At 71.9% G+C, this 16,845-nt stretch carries 13 protein-coding genes; 9 read left to right on the forward strand and 4 right to left on the reverse strand.

Going from position 1 to position 16,845, the window contains the following annotated elements:
• Window positions 1-4: 4 nt before the first annotated feature.
• From nuoL to nuoN, 3 genes are read left to right on the forward strand one after another with little or no spacing between them, the layout of a single operon-like run.
• Window positions 5-1,888 carry an NADH-quinone oxidoreductase subunit L gene (nuoL, locus tag ACWGJY_RS06120; RefSeq protein ID WP_453259598.1) on the forward strand — a complete coding sequence of 628 codons (1,884 nt, stop codon included), beginning with the start codon at window positions 5-7 and terminating at the stop codon, window positions 1,886-1,888.
• A 3-nt stretch (window positions 1,889-1,891) separates the two neighbouring features.
• Window positions 1,892-3,577 (forward strand): NADH-quinone oxidoreductase subunit M, encoded by a 1,686-nt coding sequence (locus ACWGJY_RS06125; protein ID WP_453259599.1) that lies wholly within the window; start codon window positions 1,892-1,894, stop codon window positions 3,575-3,577.
• On the forward strand, window positions 3,574-5,226 hold the full coding sequence (gene nuoN / locus ACWGJY_RS06130) for an NADH-quinone oxidoreductase subunit NuoN (RefSeq protein ID WP_453259600.1): 1,653 nt from the start codon (window positions 3,574-3,576) through the stop codon (window positions 5,224-5,226). The genes ACWGJY_RS06125 and nuoN overlap by 4 nt, the downstream gene beginning before the upstream one ends.
• Window positions 5,227-5,310: 84 nt before the next feature.
• On the opposite strand, the gene ACWGJY_RS06135 is transcribed toward nuoN, so the two are convergent.
• From ACWGJY_RS06135 to fahA, 3 genes are all read right to left on the reverse strand, one after another.
• Window positions 5,311-5,814, reverse strand: coding sequence for a hypothetical protein (locus tag ACWGJY_RS06135; protein WP_453259601.1), 504 nt, complete (start codon window positions 5,812-5,814; stop codon window positions 5,311-5,313).
• Window positions 5,815-5,986: 172 nt separating this feature from the next.
• Window positions 5,987-6,640: a GOLPH3/VPS74 family protein gene (locus ACWGJY_RS06140; protein ID WP_453259602.1), complete on the reverse strand. Its 654-nt coding sequence runs from the start codon at window positions 6,638-6,640 to the stop codon at window positions 5,987-5,989.
• Window positions 6,637-7,839: a fumarylacetoacetase gene (gene fahA / locus ACWGJY_RS06145; RefSeq protein WP_453259603.1), complete on the reverse strand. Its 1,203-nt coding sequence runs from the start codon at window positions 7,837-7,839 to the stop codon at window positions 6,637-6,639. The genes ACWGJY_RS06140 and fahA overlap by 4 nt, the downstream gene beginning before the upstream one ends.
• 275 nt (window positions 7,840-8,114) lie before the next feature.
• On the opposite strand from fahA, the gene ACWGJY_RS06150 reads away from it, so the two are divergent.
• The 6 genes from ACWGJY_RS06150 (at window position 8,115) to ACWGJY_RS06175 (ending at window position 15,827) form a co-directional block, all read left to right on the forward strand.
• Window positions 8,115-9,395 carry a carboxylate--amine ligase gene (locus tag ACWGJY_RS06150; protein WP_453259604.1) on the forward strand — a complete coding sequence of 427 codons (1,281 nt, stop codon included), beginning with the start codon at window positions 8,115-8,117 and terminating at the stop codon, window positions 9,393-9,395.
• Window positions 9,392-10,594, forward strand: coding sequence for an FAD-dependent oxidoreductase (locus ACWGJY_RS06155; RefSeq protein WP_453259605.1), 1,203 nt, complete (start codon window positions 9,392-9,394; stop codon window positions 10,592-10,594). Before ACWGJY_RS06150 ends, ACWGJY_RS06155 begins: the two co-directional genes overlap by 4 nt.
• Before the next feature lie 564 nt (window positions 10,595-11,158).
• Window positions 11,159-12,172, forward strand: a complete 1,014-nt coding sequence (locus ACWGJY_RS06160; protein ID WP_453259606.1) for a polyprenyl synthetase family protein — start codon at window positions 11,159-11,161, stop codon at window positions 12,170-12,172.
• A gap of 370 nt (window positions 12,173-12,542) precedes the next feature.
• Window positions 12,543-13,811, forward strand: a complete 1,269-nt coding sequence (locus ACWGJY_RS06165; RefSeq protein ID WP_453259607.1) for a LolA family protein — start codon at window positions 12,543-12,545, stop codon at window positions 13,809-13,811.
• Between the two features lie 92 nt (window positions 13,812-13,903).
• On the forward strand, window positions 13,904-14,968 hold the full coding sequence (locus tag ACWGJY_RS06170; RefSeq protein WP_453259608.1) for an ATP-binding cassette domain-containing protein: 1,065 nt from the start codon (window positions 13,904-13,906) through the stop codon (window positions 14,966-14,968).
• Window positions 14,955-15,827 (forward strand): ABC transporter permease, encoded by an 873-nt coding sequence (locus tag ACWGJY_RS06175; protein WP_453259609.1) that lies wholly within the window; start codon window positions 14,955-14,957, stop codon window positions 15,825-15,827. The genes ACWGJY_RS06170 and ACWGJY_RS06175 overlap by 14 nt, the downstream gene beginning before the upstream one ends.
• Here the strand turns inward: ACWGJY_RS06175 and rarD are convergent.
• Window positions 15,817-16,845 (reverse strand): EamA family transporter RarD, encoded by a 1,029-nt coding sequence (gene rarD / locus ACWGJY_RS06180; RefSeq protein WP_453259610.1) that lies wholly within the window; start codon window positions 16,843-16,845, stop codon window positions 15,817-15,819. The two genes, ACWGJY_RS06175 and rarD, sit on opposite strands and share 11 nt — an antisense overlap.

The following is a 16,845-nucleotide window of genomic DNA, read 5'->3' on the forward strand; positions in this document are numbered from 1 at the left end:
CAAAGTGGAGAACTTGATCGCGCTGCTCGTCGCGGCACCGCTGGTCGGTGCGGCCCTGCTGTTGTGCGGCGGAAAACGCTTCGACCGCACCGGCCACTGGATCGGCACGCTGTTCGCGGTGGCGTCGTTCGCCGTCGGGGTGGTGCTCTTCGCCGGCCTGCTCGGCAGGGGCGCCGAGGACCGTACCCTGCATCAGTATCTGTTCAGCTGGATCCCGGTCGGCGGCTTCCGGGCCGATGTCGCCTTCCAGCTCGACCAGCTGTCGATGACCTTCGTGCTGCTGATCACCGGTGTCGGATCGCTGATCCACATCTACTCGATCGGCTATATGGAGCACGACGAGCGGCGCCGCCGCTTCTTCGGCTATCTCAATCTCTTCCTCGCGGCGATGCTGCTGCTGGTCCTCGCCGACAACTACCTTCTGCTGTACGTCGGCTGGGAGGGCGTCGGCCTCGCCTCGTACCTCCTCATCGGCTTCTGGCAGCACAAGCCGAGCGCGGCCACCGCCGCCAAGAAGGCCTTCCTGGTCAACCGGGTCGGCGACATGGGCCTGTCCATCGCGATCATGCTGATGTTCACGACGTTCGGGACCTTTGCCTTCGGGCCGGTGTTCGCCGCCACCGGCGCCACCTCCGAGGGCAAGCTGACCGCCATCGGGCTGATGCTGCTGCTGGCCGCCTGCGGCAAGTCGGCGCAGGTGCCGCTGCAGTCCTGGCTCGGCGACGCGATGGAGGGCCCGACCCCGGTCTCGGCCCTGATCCACGCCGCCACGATGGTCACTGCCGGGGTGTATCTGATCACCCGCTCCGGGGCGGTCTTCAACGCCGCGCCGACCGCCCAGCTGGCGGTCGTCGTGGTCGGTGCGGTCACCCTCCTCTACGGCGCGATCGTCGGCTGTGCCAAGGACGACATCAAGAAGGCGCTGGCCGGTTCGACGATGTCGCAGATCGGCTACATGATCCTGGCCGCCGGCCTCGGCCCGATCGGCTATGCCTTCGCGATCATGCATCTGGTCACCCACGGCTTCTTCAAGGCGGGTCTCTTCCTCGGCGCCGGATCCGTGATGCACGGCATGAACGACGAGGTGGACATGCGCCGTTACGGCGGCCTGCGAACGTACCTGCCGGTCACCTTCGTCACCTTCGGGCTCGGCTATCTGGCGATCATCGGCTTCCCGGGGCTGTCCGGCTTCTTCTCCAAGGACAAGATCATCGAGGCGGCGTTCGCCCGGGGCGGCACCGAGGGCTGGATCCTCGGCGGCGCGGCCCTGCTGGGCGCCGCGATCACTGCGTTCTACATGACCCGGGTGATGCTGATGACGTTCTTCGGCGAGAAGCGCTGGAACCCCGACGAGGTGCATCCGCACGAGTCGCCGAAGGTCATGACGATCCCGATGATCGTGCTGGCCGTCGGATCGGTCTTCGCGGGCGGGCTGTTCAGCATCAACGAGGCCTTTGTGAAGTGGCTGGAGCCGGTCACCTCGTTCGCGCACGGCCACTCCCCGGTCAGCGCCACCACCGTCACCGCCGCCACGATGGTGGTGCTGGTCATCGGGGTCGGCATCGCCTGGCTGATGTACGGCCGCAAGCCCGTTCCGGCGCTCGCCCCGCGCGGCTCGCTGCTGACCCGGGCCGCCCGCCGCGATCTGCTCCAGGACGACTTCAACGATGTCGTCTTCGTCCGCGGCGGCGGCCACCTCACCACCACACTCGTCCAGGTGGACCGTTCCCTGGTGGACGGCGCGGTCAACGGCACGGCGGCCTCGATGGGCGGACTCTCCGGCCTGCTGCGCCGGTTGCAGACCGGATTCGTCCGTTCGTACGCGGTCCAGATGCTGGGCGGGGCCGCCGTTCTCGTCGCCGCGACCCTGCTGATGAGGGGTGTCTGAGCCATGTCGTTTCCCCTGCTGACGGTGGTGGCCGTGGTGCCGGCGATCGGTGCGATCGCCACCGCCGCGCTGCCCGCCGCCAAGCGCACCGCGGCCAAATGGCTCGCGCTGCTGTTCTCGCTGGTCACCTTCGCGCTGTCGCTGGTGGTCGCGTTCCGCTTCGACCCCGGTGCCAAGGGCCCCTTCCAGCTCACCGAATCGCACGCCTGGATCAGCGACTTCGGCGTCCGCTACGAACTCGGCGTGGACGGCATCGCGGTCGCCCTGATCGCGCTGACCACCCTGCTGATCCCGTTCGTCATCCTGGCCGGCTGGCATGACGCCGACCCCCTGGAGACAGCGTCCGACAGTGGCTCCGCCACGGGCACGCCCCAGCGCTACAGCTGGCGGCCCACCCAGGGCTTCTTCGCGCTGATCCTGGCCGTCGAGGCGATGGTGGTCATCTCGTTCGAGGCCACCGACGTCTTCCTCTTCTATCTCTTCTTCGAAGCCATGCTGATCCCGATGTACTTCCTCATCGGCGGCTTCGGGGACCGGGCGGGCGGGGACGGCGAGGAGCAGGCCGCGAGCCGGCGGTCGTACGCCGCGGTGAAGTTCCTGCTCTACAACCTCGCCGGCGGCCTGATCATGCTGGCCGCGGTGATCGGCCTCTATGCGGTCACCGCCCACCAGCTCGGTACGGGCACCTTCTCGCTGCAGCAGATCGTCGAGGCGCGGGCGGCGGGCCGGCTGCACATCGCCACCGGCACCGAACGGCTGCTCTTCCTCGGCTTCTTCTTCGCCTTCGCGGTGAAGGCGCCGCTGTGGCCGCTGCACACCTGGCTGCCCGGCGCCATGGGCGAGACGACGTCTCCGGTCGCGGTGCTGATCACCGCGGTGGTGGACAAGGTCGGCACGTTCGCGATGCTCCGCTTCTGCCTCCAGCTCTTCCCCGGAGCCAGCAGCTGGGCCACCCCGGTCATCCTCGTTCTCGCGCTGATCAGCGTGCTGTACGGCGCGCTGCTGGCGGTCGCCCAGCGGGACATCAAGCGGCTGATCGCCTACGCCTCGATCTCCCACTTCGGCTTCATCATCCTCGGCATCTTCGCGATGACGTCCCAGGGCCAGGCCGGCGCGACGCTCTACATGGTCAACCACGGCATCTCGACCGCCGCGCTGATGCTGGTGGCCGGCTTCCTGATCAGCCGCCGCGGCTCCCGTCTGATCGGGGACTTCGGCGGCGTCCAGAAGGTCGCCCCCCTCCTCGCCGGTACGTTCCTCATCGGCGGCCTCGCCACCCTGTCGCTGCCCGGACTGGCGCCGTTCGTCAGCGAATTCCTGGTCCTGGTCGGCACGTTCAGCCGCTATCCGGTGATCGGCATCATCGCCACCCTCGGCATCGTCCTCGCCGCGCTGTACGTCCTCGTCCTCTACCAGCGGACGATGACCGGTCCGGTGAAGGCCGAGGTGAAGAGCATGCCGGACCTGCGGGTGCGGGAGCTGGTGGTGGTGGCGCCGCTGATCGTGCTGCTGCTCTTCCTCGGGGTGTATCCCAAGCCGCTCACCGACCTGGTCAACCCGGCGGTCAACCACACCCTGTCCGTCGTGGACAAGAAGGACCCCAAGCCCACTGTGCAGGTGGACGCCGTGCCCGGCGGAGGCCGGCCCGGCCACGCCGTGCGTGATCAAGACGTGGAGGCCGCGAAGTGAGTTCCGTGGCAAGTGTCCACAGCCTGTGGACAGTGGCGGCCGGCGCACCGGGCAAGATCCCGGCGCCGCACATCGAGTACACCCAGCTGTCGCCGACGCTGATCGTCCTCGGTGCGGCGGTGCTCGGCATCCTCGTCGAGGGCTTCGTGCCGCGCCGCAACCGCTATTACTCCCAGCTGCTGCTGACCGTGGTGGCGCTGGCCGCCGCGTTCGCCGCGGTGATCGGCCTGGCGGCCGGCGGCTTCGGTTCGTCCAAGGCGCATATCGCCGCCATGGGGGCCATCGCCGTCGACGGCCCGGCGCTGTTCCTGCAGGGCACGATCCTGCTGGTGTCCATGATCGCCGTCTTCACCTTCGCCGAGCGCCGGCTCGACCCGGCGGCGCACGGCAACCCCGTGGACTCCTTCGCCGCACAGCCCGCGGCGGTCCCCGGCGGCGCCGCCGAACAGGCCGCCGTCAGGGCCGGGTTCACCACCACCGAGGTCTTCCCGATCGTGCTCTTCGCGGTCGGCGGCATGCTGGTCTTCCCGGCGGCCAACGATCTGCTGACGCTCTTCATCGCGCTGGAGGTCTTCTCCCTCCCGCTGTACATCCTGTGTGCGCTGGCCCGCCGCCAGCGGCTGCTGTCGCAGGAGGCCGCGCTGAAGTACTTCCTCCTCGGCGCCTTCTCCTCGGCATTCCTGCTGTTCGGCGTGGCCCTGCTGTACGGCTACGCGGGCACGGTCGGCTACGCCGGGATCGCCGAGGTGGTCTCGGACGGCGCCAAGCAGATCGATCCGGCGCTGGCCGGCACGATGGGCAATGACGCCCTGCTGCTGATCGGTGCGGCGCTGGTGCTGATGGGGCTGTTGTTCAAGGTCGGCGCGGTCCCCTTCCATATGTGGACCCCGGACGTCTACCAAGGCGCCCCGACCCCGGTCACCGGTTTCATGGCGGCGGCCACCAAGGTCGCGGCCTTCGGCGCGCTGCTGCGTCTGCTGTATGTCGTCCTGCCGGGCCTGCGCTGGGACTGGGAGCCGGTGATGTGGGGCGTCGCGATCATCACGATGCTGGGCGGGGCGATCGTCGCCATCACCCAGACCGACATCAAGCGGCTGCTGGCCTACTCCTCCATCGCGCACGCCGGCTTCATCCTCGCCGGTGTCATCGCCACCAGCAAGGACGGCATCTCCTCGGTGCTCTTCTACCTCGCCGCCTACTCCTTCGTGACGCTCGGCGCCTTCGCCGTCGTCACCCTGGTGCGGGACGCGGGCGGTGAGGCCACTGCGCTGTCCAAGTGGGCCGGGCTCGGCCGGCGGTCGCCGCTGGTGGCCGCGGTCTTCGCGGTCTTTCTGCTGGCCTTCGCCGGTATCCCGCTGACCTCCGGGTTCGCCGGGAAGTTCGCGGTCTTCAAGGCGGCGGCGCAGAGCGGCGCGGGCTGGCTGGTGGTGGTCGGTGTGCTCTCCTCGGCCATCGCCGCGTTCTTCTACATCCGCGTCATCGTGCTGATGTTCTTCAACGAGCCCAAGGCGGACGGCCCGACCGTCGCGGTGCCCAGCCCGCTGACGACCACGGCCATCGCCGTCGGCGTCACGGCCACCCTGGTACTCGGCCTGGCGCCGCAGTACTTCCTCGAACTGGCCGGCCAGGCCGCGGTCTTCGTGCGCTGAGGACCGGCGGCCCGTACGGCAGCGGCCGCCGCCCGGAGCCCTCGGGGGATTCCGGGCGGCGGCCGTTCGCGGTACGGCGGGCGGTCAGCTCTTGGGCATACCGCTCGGCAGCTGCGGCATGTCGGGGATCTTCACGCTGCCGTCGCTGGACCTGGTGTACTTCTCGGTGGGCCCGTTCTTCCAGTCGACGGTCAGGGTCTTGCCGTCGGAGCCGGGCTTGAAGGTGCCCATGGTGCGGGTGGTGTCCCCGTCGGTGCACTTGACCGCGGCCATGGTCACCCCGGCCATCTCCTGGACCTTGCCCAGGCAGGCGGACTTGTGCCCGTTGCTGAAGGCGACGGTGCCCTTGCTGATCACCAGGACCAGTGGGCTGCTGCCCGAGCCGGACTTCCAGGCGCCCTCGACCCCGCCCGCGCCCGCGGACTCGCCGGCGCCTCCCGGACTCGACGGCGCGGCCTCGGGCGTCTTGCCCGGCTTGCTGTCGCCGCCGTTGCCGCTGTTGCCGCCGTTGCCGCCGCTGCTTCCGCAGCCGCTGAGCAGCATCGCGGCGATGGCTGCCGCCCCGGCGATCTGCGCTGCCTTGCGCACGTACGTCTCCTCCGTTGTGGGACAGGGAGACGTGAGGCTAGCAGCGGTCTGGGACAGCGGTCCGTGGCGTGGTCCGGATTGCGGCAACGCCGGTACGGACATGGTGTGGGGCTGTGACACAGGGCGGGGCGGAAGCCGGCGAGCGGGGACACCCCGGACCTCCCGGTCCGGCTCAGCCGGAGGCCGCATTCGACGCCGCCTCCTTGTCCTGCCGTACCGCGCGCTCCACCGCATGCACCGTCCAGATCTCCCGCGCCAGCCGCTTCATCTCGCGCCGTACGGGGCGGTACTCCCGGCTCGGCAGGAGTCTGCGGTCCAGGTCGGTCGCCGAGGCCAGTGCGGCGAGCAGCCGACTGCGGCGGTCCGGGAACCCGGCTCCGAGCGCCGCGGCGAAGCGGTCCCGGGCCGGGCCGATGAGGTCCACCGCCCCGGCCGGGAAGCGCTCGTAAGGAAAGAGCCCGAGGGCGCGCCGGGTCTCCCTGCGCAGCGCGCCGCGCTCCTCCAGCCGGCGCAGACACAGCTCGTGCACCGGCCGGCCGGTGCTGCGCACCCAGCGCTGCGCCCGCACGCCCCGGCGCTGCTTGGCCGGGCCCGGCAGCGCCGCCAGCGCGCCGTCCAGCACCGGATCGCCCAGCGGCAGCGGATGGGTCACCATGACCCGGTCGCGGCCCTCGGCGGAGATCCGTCCGGCCTCCTCCAGCTCCGCGAGCGCCGCGCCGGCCAGCCCGTACCGCAGGTACTTGGTGGGGTTCAGCGAGCGGCCGCGGACCGGGTCGAGGGCGAGCAGCAGCAGCTCCTCCGGGAGGGTGAGCGGCGCGTCGGTCATACGGCGGGCAGGATGCGGCCGGTGACCTCGCCCAGGCCGATCCGGGCGCCCCCGGGGCCGGGCGCCCAGGCGGTGAGGGTGACCTCGTCGCCGTCCTGGAGGTAGGGGCCCTTGCCCTGGGTGAGTTCGAGCAGACAGCCGAGCTGGTCGGGGTCGGGCCCGGAGACGGTGCCGGAGGCGAAGAGATCGCCGGTGCGCAGCGAGGCGCCGTTGACGGTCATATGGGCGAGCTGCTGGGCGGCCGTCCAGTACATGGTGGAGAACGGCGGCCGGGAGACGGCCTCGCCGTTGATGCGTACCTCGATCCGCAGGTCGATGCCGCCGGGCTCCGCGTCCGCGTCGTCGAGGTAGGGCAGCAGCGGGACATCCCGGGCGGGCGGCGGCGTACGGGCCTCGTCGAGGGCGTCGAGCGGGGTGATCCAGGCGGAGACGGAGGTGGCGAAGGACTTGCCGAGGAACGGGCCGAGCGGCACGTACTCCCAGGCCTGGATGTCGCGTGCGGACCAGTCGTTGAGGAGGCAGACGCCGAAGACATGGTCACGGAAGGCGCCCAGCGCGACGGGCTCGTGCAGCGTGGAGGGCGTGCCGACGACGAAGCCGACCTCGGCCTCGATGTCGAGGCGGAGGGAGGGGCCAAACGTGGGCGCGTCGTCCGCGGGCGCCTTGCGCTGGCCGTGCGGCCGGACGACCGGGGTCTGGCTGACCACGACCGTGCCCGCCCGGCCGTGGTAGCCGATCGGCAGATGCTTCCAGTTGGGGGTCAGCGCGGCGGCGTCCGGGCGGAAGATCCGGCCGACGTTGGTGGCGTGGTGCTCGCTGGCGTAGAAGTCGACGTAGTCGGCGACCTCGAAGGGGAGGTGCAGTGTGACCCCGGCCAGCGGATGGAGCAGCGGGGCCACCTCGTCGCGGTGCGCGGGGTCGGTCACGGCGCTGCGGACGGCCGCCCGGATCTGCTGCCAGACGGGCCGGCCGGCGGCCAGCAGCGGGTTGAGGTTCGGGGCCGCGAGCAGTTCGGCGTGCGGATGGATGGCGGCGGGCAGCGCGCTCGGCAGGGCGCTCAGATCGAGGACGTGGGTGCCGTAGCGGACGCCGAGGCGACGTTGGCCGGGCGCGTCGGGGGTGCTGAAGACGCCGTAGGGCAGGTTGTGCGGGCCGAAGGGATCGCCTTCCGCCAGGTCGAACGGGCTCTGCTCGGGCATGGACAGCTCCTCGCGTTCGTCGTCGCCGGTGGGCGGGCGGGCCGGGTGGCCCGCAGGCCGGTGGGGCCGTCGATCAGCGTACGGCCGGGAGGGGGCCGGTGGGGCGGTCATGGGGCGCGAGGGCGTGGATGCGTACGCACATGGACGGCGGACGCGCCGGGTGCTGCGCCCCCAAGCATCGGCAATGTCCGGAAAAGCCTTGCTGTGCTGCGCAATTCGGGCCTAGCTTCCTTTCCTGGTACGGGCCGGGGTGGGGAGTTCCGTTGGGGGGACACGTGGCTCGCAGTGGCACACGGCTCGCGGTCGACCGGAGTGTTCCGGGGCTGATCGTGAAGATCGGGGCTTATCCCCTGCACCACGGTGGCGTGGGGGCGATCCGCAGTCTGGGGCGGCTCGGCGTGCCTATGTACGCCGTGACGGAGGACCGCTTCACACCGGCGGCGGCCTCCCGCTACCTCCGCGGCCGCTTCGTCTGGCCGACCACCGGGCGGGAGGACCCGGAGCGGCTGGTGAGGGGACTGCTGCGGATCGGCCGGCGGATCGGCCGGCCGGCGCTGCTGATCCCCACCGACGAGGAGGCGGCCGTGCTGATAGCCGAGCACGCCGGGGCGCTCGCCGGGGCGTTCCTCTTCCCCCGGGTCGCCTCCGGGCTGCCGCGGCGGCTGGCCAGCAAGCAGGGCCTGCACGAACTGTGTGCCGCGCACGGGGTGCCCTCGCCCGCCGCCGTCTTCCCGCGCTCGTACGCGGACATCGAGGCGTACGCCGGGCGGGCGCGCTTCCCGGTGGTGGCCAAGAACCGCGAGGCGTTCGTACGGCGCGCAAGGCCCGCCGTCCGCGGCACGACCCGGATCGGGGGACCGGACCAGCTGCTCGACCTGGCCCGTGACTGGGGTCCGCGGCCGGGCGTGATCCTGCAGGAGTATCTGCCGCGGGAGCAGGCCGAGGACTGGATCGTGCACGCCTGCTTCGGCGCGGACCGGTCGCCGCTGGCGCTGTTCACCGGCGTCAAGGTGCGCTCCTGGCCGCCGCACGCCGGCATGACGGCCTGCGCGTATGTCGTCGACAACCCGGAACTGGCCACCCTCACGGCGGAGTTCAGCCACCACATCGGGTTCACCGGGACCGCCGATCTGGACTGGCGGTTCGACCGCCGCGACGGCCGGTACAAGCTGCTGGACTTCAATCCCCGGATGGGCGCCCAGTTCCGGCTCTTCGAGAACACGGCCGGGGTGGACGTCGTCCGTGCCCAGCATCTGGATCTCACCGGGCGCGCCGTCCCCGGGGGCGCGCAGCGGAACGGGCGGCGCTTCGTCGTGGAGAACGTCGATCTGCCCGCGCAGCTCGCGTACCGGCGCAGCGGCTCCCGTGCGCCGCACGCTCCGGCGCGGGCCTCCGGCACCGAGCTTGCGTGGTTCGCGGGCGATGACCCGCTGCCGTTCTTCACGATGCTCGCGCGGTCCGTCGGGCCCGGCGCCAGACATCTGGTGCAGCTGCGCCGGGCGGCCCGCCGGGCGGGTACCGAGTCATCATCCAGGCAAGGGGAGGGACCGAAGTGAGCACTCCGGTAGCGGTCATCGGGGCCGGCCCGTACGGCCTGTCGACGGCCGCGCATCTGCGGGCGCGCGGCCTGCCGGTGCGGGTCTTCGGGCAGCCGATGGCGAGCTGGCGCACGCAGATGCCCGCGGGCATGCTGCTCAAGTCGACGCCGGCGGCCTCCGGCATCGACGCCCCGCAGCCCGGACACGCCCTCGGCGATTTCTGCGCGGCGACGGGGGAGGGCCCCTACGTGTCCGACTGGGACCTCATCCCCGTCGAGACGTTCGTCCGGTACGGCCAGTGGGTGCAGCAGCGGCTGGTGCCCGGTCTGGAACAGGTCAAGGTGGTCTCGGTCGACCGCCGGGACGACGGCTTCGAGCTGAAACTGGACAGCGGGGAACAGGTCGGCGCGCGGGCGGTCGTCGTGGCCACCGGCCTGAGCGGGCTGGCGCACCTGCCGCCGGAACTCGCCGCCGCGATCCCGGACGGGCCGTCCGCCACCGGGCCGGTCTCGCACAGTTCACAGCACCACGACCTGTCCGCGCCGGCCGGCCGGCAGGTCGTCGTGATCGGCGCCGGGCAGTCGGCGCTGGAGAGCGCGGTGCTGCTCGCCGAGGCGGGCGCGGCGTCCGTACGGGTGGTGGCGCGCGGCCCCGCCGCGGTGGGCTTCGGCGCGCCGCCGGACCGGCAGCCCCGGCTGCGGCCATCGTCGCCGTTCGGCAACGCCTGGTCGCTGTATGCGCTGACGCACCACGCCGGTGCTTTCCGCCGGCTGCCGGTGCCCGCCCGGCGGTATCTGGTGCGGCGGGTGCTGGGCCCGCTGGGCGCGTGGTGGCTGCGGGACCGTTTCACCGGCCGGGTGCAGGTGACCCAGGGGCGGCGGATCGTCCGGGCCACGGTCCGTGACGGCCGCCCCGTGCTGGCGCTGCGCGGCGCCGACGGGCAGGGCGGGGAACTCGCCGCCGACCATGTGCTGGCCGCGACGGGATACCGGATGGATCTGGCGGCGCTGGACTTCCTGGGCCAGGGGCTGCGCACCGGGATCGTGACGCGGGCCGGCGGGCCGCTGCTGGACGCCGGCTTCGGCTCGTCCGTACCGGGGCTGTACTTCACGGGGCTGCCGGCGGCCGCCTCGTTCGGGCCGGTGATGCGCTTCGTGTGCGGCACGGAGTTCGCCTCGCCGCGGCTGGCACGGGCGGTGGCGCGGGCATACGGGTGAGGCGGCCGGGGCGGAGGCCGGGGCCGGCGGTCCCGGCGGGGCCCCTGGCCCCTGGCCCCTGTCCGGTGAGGGAAGTCATGCTGCGCCGCGGTGATTTCGCGGGACGGCACACCGTGTGCTGCCGCCGAGGGCCGCCCCTGCGGCGGTGGCGTGGGGCCGGCGTCGGCGGCGGGGGCGTGTGGCCGGCGTCGGCGGCGGGGCGAGCGGGGGACAAGCGGCGGCGGGCTTCCGGGCCGGGGCGCGGGTGTTCAGGACCGTGGCGGCCGCGGCGGGCCGGGCCGTGCCCGCGCCGGAATGGCCGTGTCGTGCCCGCGCCGGATGGCCGGTCTTGCCCGAGAAGAAGGAGGCCGGAAATACTCTTGTCGTTGCCGGCCCCACGCTCTCGCGCCACACTCGCGTCAACGGGTGACACAGAACCTGCCGACCGGGGGGCGCTGTGCTTCCCGGGCGGTTCTGGGGGCGGGCGCTCACGGTGATCGAACTGCGACCGGATACGCTGGCCAACGGTGGAGACAGCGACAGATCGACATTCAGTTTGATCGTCAGCAGACAGGAGTACCCCTCGTGACCGTCGTCGGGCCCTTCGGGCTGAGCGTGCGGGACCAGGCTCTTGAGGCCGATGTCCAGGCCGGGTTGGCGGCTGTCGAGGAGGGCCTGCTGGAGGCCACCAAGAGCGACGTGCCGTTCATCACCGAAGCCGCGCAGCACCTCGTGCGTGCGGGCGGTAAGCGGTTCCGTCCGCTGCTGGTGACGCTGGCCGCCCAATTCGGTGACCCCTACAGCCCGGGTGTGGTGCCCTCCGCGGTCGTGGTGGAGCTGACGCATCTGGCGACGCTGTACCACGACGACGTGATGGACGAGGCCGATGTGCGCCGCGGGGTGGCCAGCGCCAACGCCCGCTGGGGCAACTCCGTCGCGGTGCTGACCGGCGACTTCCTGTTCGCCCGTGCCTCGCACATCCTCGCCGACCTCGGGCCGGAGGCGGTCCGGATCCAGGCCCAGGCGTTCGAACGCCTGGTGACCGGCCAGATCCTGGAGACCGCGGGCCCGCGCGACGGCCGTGACCCCATCAGCCACTACCTGGACGTCCTGGCCGGCAAGACCGGCTCGCTGGTCGCCGTCGCCTGCCGCTTCGGCGCGATGATGTCGGGCGCCGAGGAGTCGACGGTCAACATCCTCACCCAGTACGGCGAGCGGCTGGGCACCGCCTTCCAGCTCGCCGACGACGTACTGGACATCGCCAGCGATTCGCATGAATCGGGCAAGACGCCCGGTACGGACCTGCGGGAGGGCATTCCGACGCTGCCCGTGCTGCATCTGCGGGCCCGCGCCGAGAGCGACGCCGCTACGCCCGAGGACCGCGCCCTGTGCGAGCTGCTGGCCGGCGACCTCACCGACGACGCCCGGCACGCCGAGGCGCTGGCCGGCCTGCGCGCCCACCCGGCGCTCGAAGAGGCCCGCCGCGACACCGTGCGCTATGCCGAGGAGGCCCGCGCGATGCTGGCCCCGCTGCGGTCCTGCACGGCGAAGGCGGCCCTCGAAGGGCTCTGCGACGCCGTGGTGCACCGGGCGGGCTGAAGCGCTCCCCCTCCGCAGCCCGCCCCGCATTCCCGGCAGTCCGTCCGTCCCCGGGAGTCGGCCCGTCCATCCCCGGGAGCCCGTCCATCCCCGGGAGCCCGTCCATCCCCGGAATCCCGTCCGTGCATCCCGGGGTGTCCGCCACCCGTCCCCTAGGGAATGGTCAGACTCCTGTTGTACGGACTGCGCCCTGAGATGAGCGTGTGTCATACCTCAGCAGTAGGACGAGTTGCTCCCGCGGGGTGACGTTATCCGCGCCGGGATTTGGTGAGATGGAAAGCACCAGAGCGCGGCGGACGGGTCACAATCAGCCCCAGGGGTGGACGAGTGGACAGCGCAGCAACCGCCGCACACGACGGAGGTAGGGCAGATGCCACGGAACGAACCGACGCAGGTCACCGAAGGATGGGACGGGGGGCGCTCCCCGGGGCGCCGTAAGGCGGTGCGGTACGGCGTACCGGTCGCGGTGGCGGGGTTGGCGGCGGCCACGATCGGGCTGGTCCCGGCGTTCGCCGGCTCCGGTTCTCCGGACCTGCCGAAGATCTCGGCACAGGACCTGATAGCCAAGATCGCCAAGTCGGATGTCCAGCAGCTCTCCGGGACGGTGCGGGTCACCACGGACCTCGGGCTGCCCTCCCTGCCGGGCGCCGGTGGCGGAGCGGGCGGCTTCGGCGGGGCCCAGGGCGGCGGCAAGGGCGGCGACAGCGCCTCCGCATCGCCCCAGAACAAGCTGATGGAGCTGGCATCCGGTGCGCACACGCTGCGCGTCGCGGCCGACGGCCCGGAAAAGCAGCGGGTGTCGATCGTCGACAAGGCCGCCGAGTACAGCCTGATCCACAACGGCAACGAGATCTGGGCCTACGACAGCGGCAGCAACACCGCCATGCACAGCACCGCGCCCGACACCGGCCGGCCCGGCAAGCACCACCGGGCGCCCAAGGGCCTCCCCGAGGACCTGAAGAACGCCACCCCGCAGGACCTCGCCAAGCAGGCCCTGAAGGCGGCCGGCGACACGACCTCGGTCACCGTCGACGGCACCGCCAAGGTCGCCGGGCGGGACGCCTACCAGCTGCTGATCAAGCCCAAGCAGGCCGCCTCGACGGTCGGCTCGATCCGGGTCGCGGTGGACGCCGCCAACGGTGTGCCGCTGAAGTTCACCCTGACCCCCAAGAGCGGTGGCGCGGCCGCCGTCGACGTCGGCTACACGAACGTCGACTTCGCCAAGCCCGCCGCGAGCACGTTCTCCTTCACCCCGCCCAAGGGCGCCAAGGTCGTCGACGGCGACAAGGAGCGGGCGAAGGCGCAGCGCGAGCACGGCAGGAACGCCCCGCCCCACAAGGACATGAAGGACGCCAAGAAGGACATGGGCGGGCTGAACGTCCTCGGCAAGGGCTGGACGTCCATCGCCACGATCAAGGGCAACGGCACCGGCCTGCCCGCCGGCAAGGGCGGCCAGGGCGCCGGCGGCGACGCCGGTAAGTTCCTGGACAGCCTCGGCGAGAAGGTGCACGGCTCCTTCGGCTCCGGCCGGGTCTTCAGCACCCGCCTGGTCAACGCCCTGATCACGGACCACGGCACGGTCTACGTCGGCGCCGTCGACAAGCAGGCTCTGATCGACGCGGCCGACGCCGCCAAGTAACGGGCCACCGCAGCCGCGGGACCGCCGCGCCACCCCTCAGCGGGTGGCGCGGCGCGGCCCGTGGGCCCATCCGTACGACGTTGGGGGAGCCGATGCCACAGCCGCCCGCCGCAGGGCCCGACGGGGCTCGTCCGCCCGCCGGCCGGCCCGGCCCCCGTCGGGTGCCGGCCGGGGACCCGGCGATCGAGACGCGGGGGCTGACCAAGGCGTACCGCGGCGGCCGGCTCGCCGTCGACGGCCTCGACCTGGCCGTACCGCGCGGCAGCGTCTTCGGCTTCCTCGGCCCCAACGGCTCCGGCAAGACCACCACCATCCGCATGCTGATGGGCCTGATCGACGCCACCGCCGGCAGCGCCCGGGTGCTCGGGCAGCCGATGCCCGGCGCGGTCCGCCGGGTGCTCCCGAAGGTCGGCGCCCTCATCGAGGGCCCGGCGCTCTACGGCTTCCTCAGCGGGCGGGACAACCTCCGGCGGTTCGACGCCGCCGACCCGGCCGCCGATCCCCGTACCCGTGCCGAGCGGGTCGGCCGTGCGCTGGAGCGGGTGGGGCTGGCCGCCGCGGCCGGCAAGAAGGCGCGTGCCTACTCCCTCGGCATGAAGCAGCGTCTCGGGCTGGCCGCGGCTCTGCTCCAGCCCCGTGAACTGCTGGTGCTCGACGAGCCGACCAATGGCCTGGACCCCCAGGGCATACGGGAGATCCGCGCCCTGGTCCGCGGACTCGCGGCGGACGGCACCACCGTCTTTCTCTCCTCCCATCTCCTCGACGAGATCGAGCAGGTCTGCACCCATGCTGCGGTGATGGCCCGCGGCCGGCTGATCACCCAGGGCACGGTCGCCGACCTCTCCGCCACGGTCCTCGACTCACGGGGACGCGGCCGGCTGACGGTGACCACCCCCGACCCGGGCGAGGCGGTCCGCGTCCTGAAGGAGCACGGCCTGACCGGTGTGGAGGTGACCGACGACCGGGTGACGGGCGAACTGCCGGATACGGACACGCCCCTGGGCGCGCCGGACGGCGGGCCGCCGCTGGACCTGGCGGATCTCAACGCCGCGCTGGTGCACGCCGGTGTACGGGTCCGCGGCTTCGGTACCGAGCGCGCCTCGCTGGAGGATGTGTTTGTGCAGCTGACCGGGGAGGGCTTCGATGTCGCAGGCTGAGGCGGCAGCGCGCGCACCCCGGCTGCTGTGGTCACTGGGTCTGCTGCGCAGCGAGATCGGGATGACGTTCCGGCGCTGGCGCACCCTCGCGCTGCTGGCGGTGCTCGCGGGCGTACCGGTCCTGGTCGGTATCGCCGTCAAGATCGAGACCGGCGACGGCGGGCCGGGGCGTGGCGGCGGGCCGGGGGGCCCGGCGTTCCTCTCCCAGATCACCAACAACGGCCTCTTCCTGGTCTTCACCTCGCTCGCGGTGACGCTGCCCTTCTTCCTGCCGATGGCCATCGGCGTGATCGCGGGCGACTCCCTCGCCGGGGAGGCGCACGGCGGGACGCTGCGCTATCTCCTGGTCGCCCCCGCGGGCCGCACCCGTCTGCTGCTGGTCAAATACGCCGCGACCCTGACGTTCTGTCTGGTGGGCACCCTCGTCGTGGCGCTCTCCGCATTGCTGACCGGCGCGCTGCTCTTCCCCCTGGGCGAGGTCACCCTGCTCTCGGGCACCTCCGTCTCCTTCGGTGAGGGGCTGCTGCGGGCGCTGGCCATCGCGGTCGTGGTGGCGCTGTCCCTCGTCGGGGTGGCCGCCGTCGGCCTGTTCGTCTCGGCCCTCACCACCAGCGGTATCGCCGCCATGGCGACGACGGTCGGGCTGCTGATCACCGTGCAGATCCTGGACACCATCCCGCAGTTGCACGCGATCCAGCCCTATCTCTTCCCGCACTACTGGCTGTCGTTCGCGGACCTGCTCCGCGACCCCGTCTACTGGGACCAGCTGCAGAAGAACATCGGCCTGCAGGCGCTGTACGCCCTGGTGTTCGGCTCGGCGGCCTGGGCGCGCTTCACCACCCGGGACATCACTGCGTGATGCCGGGAGGCTGCGGCTCTGCCGTCCCTGCCGTCTGTGCCGTCTGTGTGCTCTGTGCGGTCCCTGCCGTCTGCGTGGCCTGTTGGGCGGTGGCCTCGCCCGCGCGGGCCGCGGCAGCGGCCAGTGCCGTCCGCGCCCGCCCTGCGGTGCGCAGCGCGTCCCAGGTCAGCACCGCCAGCGCCAGCCACACCAGCGCGAACCCGGCCCAGCGCTCCGGCGGCATCGTCTCGTGGAAGACGGTGAGCCCCAGCACGAACTGAAAGGTCGGCGCCAGATACTGCAACATCCCGACCGTCGTCAGCGGCAGCCGCACCGCCGCGGCGCCGAAGCAGATCAGCGGCACCGCCGTCGCGACACCGCAGCCCGCGAGCAGCAGCGCCTGGACCGCCCCGCCGGTGAGGAAGCCGGACTCGCCGCGCAGGCCGAGGAAGACCAGGAAGCCCAGCGCGGGCAGCGCCTGCAGGGCCGTTTCGGCGCTGAAGCCCTCGATCCCGTCGAGCTTGATGCCCTTCTTGGCCAGTCCGTACGTCGCGAACGCGAAGGCCAGGGTGAGCGCGATCCAGGGCACCTTGCCGTAGGCGACGGTCATCACGAGCACGGCGAGCAGGCCGATCCCCACCGCCGTCCACTGCAGCGGCCGCAGCCGCTCGCGCAGCACCAGGACGCCGAAGGCGATGCTGACCAGCGGATTGATGAAGTAGCCGAGCGACGCCTCCAGGACGTGCCCGGTGTTGACCGCCCAGATGTAGAGAAACCAGTTCACCGAGATGACCACGGCGCAGACCAGGATCAGCCCGAGCCTTCCGGGCTGCCGCAGCAGCGGCCCGATCCAGGACCAGCGGCGCAGCACGGCCAGGATGACGACGGCGACGGGCAGTGACCACACCATGCGATGGGCCAGGATCTCGGACGGCGAGGCGGCGTCCAGCAGATGCCAGTACAGCGGCAGCAGGCCCCACATGGTGTAGGCGGCGAGACCGTAGCCGAGTCCGGCACGCCGATCGCTTCGAGGCTGCAA

Source organism: Streptomyces sp. NPDC054765 (genome assembly GCF_053612065.1).